General features: G+C 68.9%; 10 protein-coding genes. 4 read left to right on the top strand and 6 right to left on the bottom strand.

Annotation, left to right across the window (positions count from 1 at the left end):
* The first annotated feature begins 9 nt into the window (after window positions 1-9).
* On the top strand, window positions 10-834 hold the full coding sequence (locus tag IH25_RS0125210; protein WP_030614899.1) for an SDR family NAD(P)-dependent oxidoreductase: 825 nt from the start codon (window positions 10-12) through the stop codon (window positions 832-834).
* Between the two features lie 45 nt (window positions 835-879).
* Here IH25_RS0125210 and IH25_RS0125205 read toward each other — a convergent pair whose 3' ends face one another.
* The 6 genes from IH25_RS0125205 to IH25_RS0125180 all read right to left on the bottom strand — a co-directional run bounded on the left by IH25_RS0125205 (window position 880) and on the right by IH25_RS0125180 (window position 7,913).
* The gene (locus IH25_RS0125205; protein ID WP_030614897.1) at window positions 880-1,620 is read right to left on the bottom strand and encodes a class I SAM-dependent methyltransferase; all 741 of its coding nucleotides are present in this window, start codon (window positions 1,618-1,620) and stop codon (window positions 880-882) included.
* A 233-nt stretch (window positions 1,621-1,853) separates the two neighbouring features.
* The gene (locus IH25_RS0125200; RefSeq protein WP_030614894.1) at window positions 1,854-2,897 is read right to left on the bottom strand and encodes an ABC transporter ATP-binding protein; all 1,044 of its coding nucleotides are present in this window, start codon (window positions 2,895-2,897) and stop codon (window positions 1,854-1,856) included.
* 26 nt (window positions 2,898-2,923) lie between these two features.
* Window positions 2,924-3,949 (bottom strand): ABC transporter ATP-binding protein, encoded by a 1,026-nt coding sequence (locus IH25_RS0125195; RefSeq protein WP_030614891.1) that lies wholly within the window; start codon window positions 3,947-3,949, stop codon window positions 2,924-2,926.
* 10 nt (window positions 3,950-3,959) lie between these two features.
* A complete protein-coding gene (locus IH25_RS0125190; RefSeq protein WP_030614888.1) occupies window positions 3,960-4,940 on the bottom strand; it encodes an ABC transporter permease in 981 nt (326 codons plus the stop codon).
* Between the two features lie 84 nt (window positions 4,941-5,024).
* A complete protein-coding gene (locus IH25_RS0125185) occupies window positions 5,025-6,806 on the bottom strand; it encodes an ABC transporter substrate-binding protein (RefSeq protein WP_030614885.1) in 1,782 nt (593 codons plus the stop codon).
* A gap of 78 nt (window positions 6,807-6,884) precedes the next feature.
* Complete coding sequence (locus tag IH25_RS0125180; RefSeq protein WP_030614882.1) at window positions 6,885-7,913, bottom strand: ABC transporter permease; 1,029 nt, start codon at window positions 7,911-7,913, stop codon at window positions 6,885-6,887.
* 466 nt (window positions 7,914-8,379) lie between these two features.
* Here IH25_RS0125180 and IH25_RS0125175 point away from each other — a divergent pair, with 466 nt between their 5' ends.
* The 3 genes from IH25_RS0125175 to IH25_RS0125165 are packed head-to-tail and all read left to right on the top strand — an operon-like array spanning window position 8,380 to window position 11,902.
* On the top strand, window positions 8,380-10,005 hold the full coding sequence (locus IH25_RS0125175) for a peptide ABC transporter substrate-binding protein (RefSeq protein WP_030614878.1): 1,626 nt from the start codon (window positions 8,380-8,382) through the stop codon (window positions 10,003-10,005).
* 3 nt (window positions 10,006-10,008) lie between these two features.
* Window positions 10,009-10,929, top strand: a complete 921-nt coding sequence (locus IH25_RS0125170; protein WP_030614877.1) for an ABC transporter permease — start codon at window positions 10,009-10,011, stop codon at window positions 10,927-10,929.
* Complete coding sequence (locus tag IH25_RS0125165) at window positions 10,922-11,902, top strand: ABC transporter permease (RefSeq protein WP_030614876.1); 981 nt, start codon at window positions 10,922-10,924, stop codon at window positions 11,900-11,902. Before IH25_RS0125170 ends, IH25_RS0125165 begins: the two co-directional genes overlap by 8 nt.
* The last annotated feature ends 5 nt before the right edge of the window (window positions 11,903-11,907 follow it).

The following is an 11,907-nucleotide window of genomic DNA, read 5'->3' as shown; positions in this document are numbered from 1 at the left end:
AGGATCCCCATGGCCAAGACCTGGTTCATCACCGGCTCGTCCCGCGGTTTCGGCCGCCGGTTCGTGGAAGCGGCTCTCTCCCGGGGCGACAGGGTCGCGGCCACCGCCCGTGACTCCGCCGCGCTCGCGGACCTCGTCACCGCCTACGGAGACGCCGTACTGCCGATAGCCCTGGACGTGACGGACAGGGGTGCCGTCTTCGCCGCCGTCGAGCACGCCCACACGCACTTCGGCCGCCTCGACGTCGTCGTCAACAACGCCGGGTACGCCCTGTTCGGCGCGGTCGAGGAACTGGGCGAGGAGCAGATCCGGGACCAGTTCGAGACCAACTTCTTCGGCGCCCTGTGGGTGACACAGGCCGCCCTGCCCTTCCTGCGCGCCCAGGGCGGCGGCCACATCGTCCAGATCTCCTCCTTCGGCGGCGTCACGACCTGGCCCAACATGGGCGGCTACCACGCCTCGAAGTGGGCCCTGGAAGGGCTGACCGACACCCTGGCCCGGGAAGTCGCCGGGTTCGGCGTCAAGGTCACCCTCGTCGAGCCCAACAACTTCGCCACCGACGCGGCGGGCTCCTCCGGCGTCCACGCCCGGCCCCTGCCCGCCTACGACGGCGTGCGCGCCGCGGTGGCCGCCGCTTTCAGCGGCGCCCCGGCCGGCGACCCCGCCGCGGCCGGCCGGGCGCTGCTGAAGATCGTCGACGCCGAGAACCCGCCGCAGCGTGTCTTCTTCGGCGCCTCCTCCCTCCAGTCCATCGCCCAGATCTACGCCGAACGGCTCAAGACGTGGGAGGACTGGGCCGACGTGTCCGCGCTGGCCGAGGGCTCGCAGCGCTGACGAGGGGGCCGTACGTCGCCCATGGGGCCCTGGGGCACGGCACCCTCAGGTCCGGCGGGCCACCGTGATGATCTCCGGGGCCGTGGGGGTGAGCGGGGACCGGTCCCAGTCGCCGTACCGCGCGGCCACCGTCAGGCCGGCCTCGGTGAGGAAGCCCTCCAGCGCCGTGGCGTCCAGGAAGCGCAGGACGCCGGGCACGGAGCGCGGGGCCGGCCAGCGCGGGCCGGCGTAGGTCTCGGTGAAGCGCACCCGGCCCCGCTCCGGGCCGGTGCCGAGCGTCTCGTGCCAGACCCGCACCGGGGTGCCGTCGGGAGCGGTGATCTCGCGCACCCGGTCCGGGGTCCAGCGCTCCCAGGGCCGGGCGGCGGGGTTGCGGGTCTCGAAGACGAGACGGCCGCCGCTGCGGAGGGCGGCGTGGGCGGCGTGCAGGCAGGTCCGGATGTCGTCGTCCGTCAGCAGCTCCTGGAAGGCGTGGCCGGTCATGACGACCAGGTCGAACTCCTGCTGCCAGTGCCGTACCCGGACGTCGCCGAGGACCCACTCGACGTCGGGGCGCGCCCGGCGTGCCTGGACGAGCATCGCGGGGGCCGGATCGAGCCCCACCAGCCGCCCGGGATGGCCCTCGGCCCGCGCCCGGCGCAGCAACCGCCCGGTGCCGCACCCGATGTCCAGCACGGAGCCGGCCTCGCGCAGCAGCCCGAGGTAGAAGTCGTCATCCGGGCCCCAGGGGTTGAGGCTGTCGTACAGCGCGGCGAGCGAGGGATCGACAAAGGCTTGGTCCACCACCGCGGCAGTGTGACACACCGCACCGGACGACGGGCCGGGAACGGCGTACTTGTTCAAATCCCTTAATAAGCAGGGAAGTTGATGTTCGGTGACCCGAACCGCCGGCACACGAAGGAGGGCCCGCGCCTGGGCAGGCACGGGCCCTCGTCCCCTGGACCGGACGTTCATGGGCTCGGGTCAATGGGCCGGTGAAAGTCCGTTCCGCGAGGGGGCGGCTGACGGAAAGGGGTGTGTCAGGCCGCCGCCTCGGGGTCCTTGGAAAGGCGCGGGGCGGGCACGGTGCCGGCCGTCTCCGGGTAGTGGCAGGCCGTCAGGTGGCCCGGCTTGTTGCCCTCCACCTGCACCAGCGGCGGCGCCTCGGACGCGCACTTCTCGGTCGCCTTCCAGCAGCGGGTGCGGAAGCGGCAGCCGGAGGGCGGGTTGATCGGCGACGGCACGTCACCGGTCAGCCGGATGCGCTCGCGCGGCTCCTCCTCCACCGTCGCCTCGGGCACGGCGGACAGCAGGGCCCGCGTGTAGGGGTGGCGCGGGTTGCCGTACAGGTCCTCGCGGTCGGCGATCTCCACGATCTTGCCGAGGTACATGACAGCGACGCGCTGGGAGAAGTGCCGGACGATCGCGAGGTCGTGGGCGATGAACACGAACGCGATGCCCAGTTCCCGCTGCACCTTCTGGAGCAGGTTGACGACCTGGGCCTGGATGGAGACGTCCAGGGCGGAGACCGGCTCGTCGGCGACGATCAGCTTCGGTTCCAGGGCGAGGGCGCGGGCCACACCGATGCGCTGGCGCTGGCCGCCGGAGAACTCGTGCGGGAACCGGTTGTAGTGCTCCGGGTTCAGGCCCACGATCTCCAGCAGTTCGCGGACCCGCTTCTCCCGGCCGCCCTCCGGATCGATGTCGTTGATCTCCATCGGCCCGGAGATGATCTTGCCGACCGTCTGCCGCGGGTTCAGCGAGGCGTAGGGGTCCTGGAAGATCATCTGGATCTCGGAGCGGATCGGCGCCAGGTCCCTGCGGCCGGCGTGCGTGATGTCCTGGCCCCGGTAGGTGATCTTGCCGCCGGTGGGCTCCAGCAGGCGGGTGATCAGCCGGCCGGTGGTCGACTTGCCGCAGCCGGACTCGCCGACCAGGCCCAGGCTCTCGCCCTCGGCGACCTGGAAGTCCAGCCCGTCCACGGCCTGGACGGCGCCGACGGTCCGCTTGATGGGGAAGCCGCCCTTGATCGGGAAGTGCTTGGTGAGCCCGGAGACGTCCAGGAGGGGGGTGGTGCTGCTCATGGTGGTGAAGTCCCGTCTGAAGACCGTCAGTGGGTGCGGGCCGCGGCGTAGTCGGAGAACAACTCGCGCTTCTGCTCCGGCGTCAGATGGCAGGCGGCGGCCCGCCCGTCCACGAACTCCAGCGCGGGCCGCTCACTGGAGCACCGCCCGCCGGCCACCTGGCCGGCGAACGCGCACCGGGGGTGGAAACGGCAGCCGGACGGCGGGTTGAGCAGGGAGGGCGGCGAGCCGGGGATCGGCGACAGCGGTACGTCGACCGGACCGTCCAGGCTCGGCATGGAACCGAGCAGCCCCAGCGTGTACGGGTGCTGCGGGGTCTGGAGCACTTCCTTCTTGGTGCCGCGCTCCACGCACCGGCCGCCGTACATCACCAGCACGTCGTCCGCGATGTCCGCGATGACGCCCAGGTCGTGCGTGATGAAGATGATCGCGGTGCCGAACTCCTGCTGGAGGTCCTTCAGCAGGTCCATGATCTGCGCCTGGACCGTCACGTCGAGGGCCGTGGTCGGCTCGTCGGCGATCAGCAGCTCGGGGTCGCACACCAGCGCCATGGCGATCATCGCGCGCTGGCGCATACCGCCGGAGAACTGGTGCGGGTAGTCGTCCACCCGGACGTCGGGCTGCGGGATGCCGACCCGGCGGAGCATCTCGACCGAGCGCTCCCGGGCCTCCTTCTTGGAGCAGCCGGTGTGCTTGCGGTACGTCTCGCCGATCTGGGCGCCGATGGTGTGGTACGGCGACAGCGAGGCCAGCGCGTCCTGGAAGATCATCGACATCTTGTTGCCGCGGAGCTGCTCCAGCTCCTTCTCGGTGGCGGTGACCAGCTCCTTGCCGTCGAGCAGGACCTCGCCGTCGAGGGCGGTGTTGCGCGGGTCGTGCAGGCCCAGGATCGCCATGTTGGTGACGGACTTGCCGGAGCCGGACTCGCCGACGATGCCGAGGGTCTTGCCCTTCTCCAGGTCGAAGGAGAGCCCGTCGACGGCTTTGACGATGCCGTCCTCGGTGGAGAAGTGCACCTTGAGGTCGCGGACGGAGAGGAAGGGGGTGCTCATGGGTCTCTCCTTAGGCGAGGCGCACGCGCGGGTCGATCAGGGCGTACACGGCGTCCACAATGATGTTGAAGACGATGATCGCGGCAGCGGCGACCATGATGACGCCCAGCAGGATCGGCAGGTCGTTGGTGCCGACCGCCTTCACCGAGAGCATGCCGAGGCCCTGGAGGCTGAAGGTCGACTCGGTGATGATGGCGCCGCCGAGCAGCACACCGAGGTCGAGGCCGAAGATGGTGATGATCGGGCCCATGGCACCGCGCCAGGCGAACCGGAAGAACACCGTGCGGCGGGACAGGCCCTTGGCGCGGGCGGTGCGCACGTAGTCCTGGGTGAGCGACTCGACCATCTGCGAACGCGTCATACGGGTGTAGTTCGCGGTGAAGATCAGCGACAGCACCAGCCACGGCACCAGCAGACCGGAGAACCACTTGCCGGGGTTGTCGGTGAACGGCGTGTAGCTGGCCCGGTCGAGCAGGTGCAGCTGGTCGACCAGGAGGTAGGTGGCGAACACGCCGACCACGTAGATCTGCATCGAGGACGCGATCAGCGAGGCCGAGCTGGCGATCTTGTCCAGCGGCTTGCCCTGCTTGACGGCGGCCAGCATGCCGGTGCCGACACCGAAGATCAGGAAGACCACGGCGGCGCCGAGGGACAGGGAGATGGTGGTGGGGAAGCGGTCCAGGATGGTGTCCAGCACCGGCTCACGGCTCTGGAACGAGTAGCCCAGGCAGGGCGCGTCGCAGTGCCCGTACGAGGTGTAGTCCCGCCCCACGAACAGGCCCTTGAGCCATTCCCAGTACTGCATGGGGAGCGGATCGGAGATCCCCAGGTTCTTCTTCACCAACTCCAGGGTCTCCGGGGTGCAGACCTTGCCGCAGGCGATGCGGGCGGGGTCGCGCGGAGCGGCGTAGAACAGGACGAACACCAGGGCGCTGATGATCAGCAGAATCACCGCGGCGCCGAGGATCCGGCGGACGAGGAAGCGGAACATGGCAGTTGGGATTTCCTGACGGATGCCGTAGGGGGGAGAGACGGCGGGGCGGCACCGGGGCCGCCCCGCCTAGGGGGCCGTACGTCAGGCCTTGACGAAGGTCTTGTACAGCAGCGTGGCGGAGAAGTTCGGGTCGAACTGCGCGCCGCCGACCTTGTTTCCGTAGACGTAGAAGCGGCGGGTGAACGTCTCCGGGATGATCGGGGCGACCTCCTCCATGATCCGCTTGTCGAGGGCCATCCAGGCCTTGCCGGCCTCGTTCTGGTCGCTGATGACGGCGTTCTTCTTGATGCCCTCGTTGATCCAGTCGATGTCGGTCTGCGAGACGTTGTTCTTGCCGTTGCCGATGGCCTCGCCGTCGTACAGCGGCTGGAGCATCGTGAAGGCGGTCGGCCAGTCCGGGGACCAGCCGCCCCACATCACGTCGTAGCTGTTGTCGACCTGCTGGACCTGGTCGTAGTAGGACGTGGAGTCGATCGGCTTGATGACCGGGGAGAAGCCGGCCGCCTTGAGCGCGTTCTCGATGACGACCTTGGTCTTGTTGTAGGTCGGGTCGTTCGGGAAGGCGTAGACGATCTTCTGGCCTTCCTTGCCGGCCTCCTTCAGCAGCTTCTTCGCGGCCTCGGGGTCGCCCTGCGGCTTCTTCAGCTTGCCGTACACATCGGTCTTCTCGTAGCCGATGATGTCGGGGCTGATGGTCGTCGTGGCGATGTCACCGGCGGACGGGCCGCCGTAGATCTGCCGGATCTGCTGGAGCGGCCAGGCGTGGATCAGGGCCTGGCGGACCTTCAGGTCGGTGACCCGCTTGGTGTTGATCCAGTAGAAGTAGGTGCCGCTGATCAGGCCGTTGAAGGTGCGCTTCTTCAGGTCGGGGTCGGTCAGGACCTTCTGGATGCGCTCGGCCGGGACGCCCTTGTAGATGGAGACCGCGTAGGCGTCGTTGCCCTGGGAGGCGATGAGGCGGTCGGTGGAGTCGAGCGTCTCCACACCGAAGCGGAACTCGAAGCCGTCCGGGTAGGCGTTGCGGATCGGGTCGGTGTTCGGGTCCCAGTGCTTGTTGCGGACCAGCACCATCGACTTGTCGGTGGTGTGCGCCTTGACCATGTACGGGCCGCAGGCGACCGGCTTCTTGTCGTACTTCTCCTTGGTGTCCAGCTTCGCCGGCACCGGGGCGTACGAGTGCATCGCCAGCGTGAAGTTGAAGTCCGGCTTGGCCTCGGCCAGCTTGAAGGTGATCGTCCGCTTCGCCTTGTCGGTGACGATCGAGTCGAGGTGCTTGCCCTTGTACGGGCCCTCGTAGCCCTCACGCCACTTGCCGGCCTTGCCGGTCAGCGCCCGCTGGGCGTAGTCGGCGCCCTCGGTGATGAACGTGGCCCAGGAGCGCTCGATGCCGTGGCGGACGTCCTCGACGGTCAGCTCGCTGCCGTCCTCCCACTTCAGACCCTCCTTCAGCGTGAAGGTCCAGGTCTTGTTGTCGGCGGAGGCGGTGCCGGTGTCGGTGGCCAGGTCGCCGACCAGCTTCTGCCGGCCGTTGGCGTCGATCTTGTAGCCGGTCAGGCAGCGGTGCAGCACGTTCGCGACGGTGGAGTTGTACGCGTAGTAGATGCGCTGCGGGTCCAGGTGCGAGAAGTCGTCCGGGGCCAGACCGTAGATCGTCCCGCCCTTCTTCGCGCCGGGGACCTCCGGGGCCGGGCCGGTGGAGTCGGCCTTGGTGCCGATGGTGACCTGGGCGCCGGTGTACTCCGTGGCGCCGGCGCTCGGGGTGCTGCCACCGCCCCCGTCACCGCTGCTGCACGCGGACAGCACGGTCGAGCCCGCGGCCGCGACGGAGGTGGCGATCAGGAAGTTTCTGCGGGAAAAGGACATGGCTGGCCTGTTCTGCTGGAGGAACGAAGTGGTGCTGGGACCCCGGCCGGGCCCCGTCGCCGTGGCCGGGGATGGAGATCAGCGCTTGGTCTTGGGGTCCAGGGCGTCGCGGACCGAGTCACCGAGGAGGTTGAAGGCGACCACGAAGAGCACCATCGACAGGCCCGGGAAGAGCATGAAGGTGATGTCGTCCTGGTACACCTTGGCGCCGTTCTGGATCATCACGCCCCAGTCGGGGGTGGGGTCCGACAGACCGACGCCGAGGAAGGCGAGGCCCGCCTCCGCCGTGACGTACGCGGGTAGCAGGAGCGTTGCCTGGATGAGGATCGGCGTCCACAGGTTCGGCAGCAGTTCCTTGAAGATGATGCGCGCCGGGGACGCGCCGGTGACCTTGGCCGCCTCCACGAACTCCCGCTCGCGCAGGGCGAGCACCTCGCCGCGCAGCAGTCGGGCGATGGAGGCCCAGCCGAAGGCCGTCATCACGAGGATGAGGCTGGTGACGGTCAGCCAGACCGGGGTGTTCTCCTCCGGCGACACGAAGATGGCCATCACCACGGGCCAGAAGGCGATGAAGAAGAGGGTCTGCGGGAACGCCAGCAGGATGTCGATGACCCGGCCGACGAAGTAGTCAGTCTTGCCGCCGAGGTAACCGGCGGTGATGCCGACGACGACGCCGAGCAGGGTCGTCAGCAGGGCGGCCGCGGTCGCGATCAGCAGCGAGTTGCGGATGCCGTAGAGCAGGAAGGTGAAGACGTCCCGCCCGAGCTGCGGCTCGATGCCGAACCAGAAGTCCGAGCTGATGCCGCCGTTGGGCTTGACCGGGTAGTTGAACTCGTTCAGCAGGCCCGGGATGTTCATGCCGTAGGTGGTGTACGGGTCCTTGCCGTACAGCTTCGCTATGAGCGGGGCGAGGATGCCCACGACGAAGAAGAAGATCACCACGAAGGCGGATATGACGCCCGTCCGGTCCCGCTTGAAGCGGATCCAGGCCAGCCGTCCCGGAGAGCGGCTTTCGCTGCCCTTGGGGGTGCCGGGCTTCGCCGATGCGGCGCTGTCTTCGTCGGTCACCTCGAGCGGGGTGGCCGGGGAAGGGGTTGCGGGGGTCATGATGCTCCGTGCCTTGTGGGTCAAGGCTCCGCAGGGCGCTCCCCTACGGGCTACGCCGGACTTTTTCAACGCAATTCATTCAAGGTCAATAAATTCTCGACGCCCTTGGTTTTCTCTTTACCTTCTTTACTCTCCCTTGATCGTTCCGTAGCTACGCGGGTAGCGCGCCGTAATCAATCCGTGCTTCACATCGGACCAACTGCGCGAAACGGGCAAGGAGTTCGATATGCGGACGGTGGAGTGTCGACATGCGTACATCACCCCGTCCCAATCCAACGTTTCAGCATCGTTACGCGTCGATCTATTGCGCTCGATGGTCAAGATCATCAGTGGCCGGACGCCGGGTGCCTGCAATCGGATGACGCGTCCCCCTAAAGGCCGTCTTTTCGGGCGGTACGCACCGGCCGCGCGCGGTATGTGTCCCTCGACCCGTACTCGTTTTTTCCGGCTCACGAGGAGGCACGCCATGCGGCGCGGTACGCACGCCCGACGGGCCGCCGGAGCGGCGCTGGCCCTGGCGCTCACCGCCACTGGCTGCGCGGGCACGGGCGCCGGCGGCAACGGCGGCGCGGTGCTCAGCTCCTCCTGGGCCGACCCGCAGAACCCGCTGGAGCCGGCCAACACCAACGAGGTACAGGGCGGCAAGGTCCTCGACATGATCTTCCGGGGCCTGAAGCGGTACGACCCGAAAACGGGCAAGGCCCGCGACTGGCTGGCCCGGTCCATCGAGACCCGGGACTCGCGCACCTTCACCGTCCGCCTGAAAGACGGCTGGAACTTCTCCAACGGCGAGAAGGTGACCGCCCGCTCCTTCGTGGACGCCTGGAACTACGGGGCGAGCCTGCGCAACAACCAGAAGAACGCCTACTTCTTCGGCTACATCGACGGCTACGACCAGGTCCACCCCGCAAGCGGCCGGCAGCGCGCCGACACCCTGAGCGGACTGAGGGTGGTGGACGACCACACCTTCACCGTCCGGCTCAACCAGAAGTTCTCCGGCTTCCCCGACACCCTCGGCTACGCGGCCTTCGCCCCGCTGCCCCGCGCCTTCTTCACCGACCACGCGGCCTGGGTGCGCAAGCCGGTCGGCAACGGCCCGTACACCATCGAGTCCTATACAAAGGGCGCGCAGATGTACCTGAAGAAGTGGGACGGTTACCCCGGCCCGGACAAGGCGCGCAACGACGGCGTGACCCTGCTCGTCTACACCGACAGCAACACCGCCTACACCGACCTCCTGGCCGGCAACCTCGACCTCGCCGACGACATCCCCGCCGCCCAGCTGAAGAACGTGAAGAGCGACCTGGGCGACCGCTACCTCAACACCCCCGCGGGCATCATCCAGACCCTCGCCTTCCCCTACTACGACAAGGCCTGGAGCAGACCCGGCGCACAGAAGGTCCGCACCGGACTGTCCATGGCGATCAACCGCAGGCAGATCACCGACACGATCTTCCGCGGCACCCGCACCCCGGCCACCGACTGGACCTCCCCGGTGCTCGGCGCGGCCGGCGGCTACAAGAAGGGCCTGTGCGGCAGCGCCTGCGACTACGACCCCGGCCGGGCGCGCGAGCTGATCGAGGAAGGCGGCGGCATCCCCGGCGGCCGGCTCACCGTCACCTACAACGCGGACTCCGGCTCGCACCGGCAGTGGGTCGACGCGGTGTGCAACTCCATCAACAACGCGCTCGGCGACGACCGGGCCTGCGTCGGCAACCCCGTCGGCACCTTCGCCGACTTCCGCGACCAGCTCGGCGGGCACCGGATGACCGGCCCGTTCCGCGCGGGCTGGCAGATGGACTACCCGCTCATCCAGAACTTCCTCCAGCCCCTCTACTACACCGGCGCCTCCTCCAACGACGGCGCCTGGTCCGACGAGGAGTTCGACCGGCTGGTGGACCGGGCCAACGCCGAGACCGACCCCGCCGGGTCCGTCGCCCTCTTCCAGCGGGCCGAGAAGGTCGTCCGGGACCACATGGCCGCGATCCCGCTGTGGTACCAGAACGGCAACGCCGGCTACTCCGAGCGGCTCACCCACGTGGCGCTCAACCCCTTCAGCGTGCCCGTCTACAACGAGATCAGGGTCGGCTGAGCCATGGGACGCCATGTCCTGCGCCGGCTGCTGCAGATGATCCCGGTGTTCGTCGGGGCCACGCTGCTGATCTTCCTGATGGTCAACGTGATGGGCGATCCCGTCGCCGGCCTGTGCGGGGAACGGGCCTGCGACCCGGCGACCGCCGCCCAGCTCAGACGGGAGTTCGGCCTCGACCAGCCGGTGTGGCGGCAGTACCTCACGTATATGGGGAAGGTCTTCACCGGCGACTTCGGTACGGCGTTCAACGGACAGCCGGTCACCGAGCTGATGGCGACGGCGTTCCCGGTCACCGTCCGGCTGACCGTCGTGGCCGTCCTCTTCGAGGTCGTCGTCGGCGTCACGCTGGGCGTGGTGACCGGGCTCAGGCGCGGTCGGCCCGTGGACACCGCGGTGCTGCTGGCCACCCTGGTGGTCATCTCGGTGCCGACCTTCGTCACCGGCCTGCTGCTGCAACTGCTGCTCGGCATCAAGTGGCAGTGGATCAGACCCTCGGTACACGCCGGCGGCTTCGACGAGCTGATCGTGCCCGGGCTGGTCCTCGCCTCCGTCTCGCTCGCCTACGTCACCCGGCTGACCCGCACCTCCCTCGTGGAGAACCGGCGCTCCGACCACGTCCGCACCGCCGTCGCCAAGGGCCTGCCCCGCCGCCGGATCGTCACCCGGCACCTGCTGCGCAACTCGCTCATCCCCGTGGTCACCTTCATCGGCACCGACATCGGCGCGCTGATGGGCGGCGCCATCGTCACCGAGCGGATCTTCAACATCCACGGCGTCGGCTACCAGCTCTACCAGGGCATCCTGCGCCAGAACAGCCAGACCGTCGTCGGCTTCGTGACCGTGCTGGTCCTGGTCTTCCTGGTGGCCAACCTGCTCGTCGACCTGCTGTACGCCGTACTCGACCCGAGGATCCGCCATGCCTGAACAGCCCTACGAGCCCGAAGGCGCGATCGCCGGCACCGGCATGGGCGGCGCGATGGACCTCGGCGCGAGCGAGGCCGTCACCCTGGAGGGGACCCCGGGCGGACCACCGGGGCGGGGACCGGCGGCCCGGCCGCGCTCGCTGTGGTCCGACGCCTGGCGGGACCTGCGCCGCAACCCCGTCTTCCTGCTGTCGGCCCTGGTCATCTGCTTCCTGGCGCTGATCTCCCTGTGGCCCTCGCTGATCGCCCCCGGCTCCCCCCTGAGCTGCGACCTGGCCCGGTCCCAGGACGGCCCGGCCCCGGGCGCTCCCTTCGGCTACGACGGCCAGGGCTGCAACGTCTACACCCGCACCGTCCACGGCGCCCGTACGTCCGTCACGGTCGGCCTGTGCGCCACGCTCGGGGTGGCGCTGCTCGGCTCGGTGCTCGGCGGGCTCGCGGGCTACTTCGGCGGGATCTGGGACGCGCTGCTGTCCCGGCTCACCGACATCTTCTTCGCCATCCCGGTCGTCCTCGGCGGCCTGGTCCTGCTCTCGATGGTCACCTCCACCACGGTCTGGCCGGTCGTCGGGTTCATGGTGCTGCTGGGCTGGCCGCAGATCTCCCGGATCGCGCGCGGCTCGGTCATCACCGTCAAGCAGAACGACTACGTCCAGGCCGCCCGCGCCCTCGGCGCCTCCGACACCCGCATCCTGCTGCGGCACATCGCCCCCAACGCGGTGGCGCCCGTCATCGTCGTCGCCACCATCGCGCTCGGCACCTACATCGCCCTGGAGGCGACCCTGTCCTACCTCGGCGTCGGCCTGAGGCCGCCCAGCGTCTCCTGGGGCATCGACATCTCCGCCGCCTCCCCCTTCATCCGCAACGCCCCGCACGCCCTGCTGTGGCCCTCGGGCGCCCTGGCCGTGACGGTGCTGGCCTTCATCATGCTCGGCGACGCGGTCCGCGACGCCCTCGACCCGAAGCTGAGGTGACGGTG

The organism is Streptomyces achromogenes subsp. achromogenes, from assembly GCF_000720835.1.
Taxonomy (GTDB): domain Bacteria; phylum Actinomycetota; class Actinomycetes; order Streptomycetales; family Streptomycetaceae; genus Streptomyces; species Streptomyces achromogenes.
Note: the sequence above shows the minus strand (reverse complement) of the source record. Positions and strands in the feature narration are given on the sequence as shown.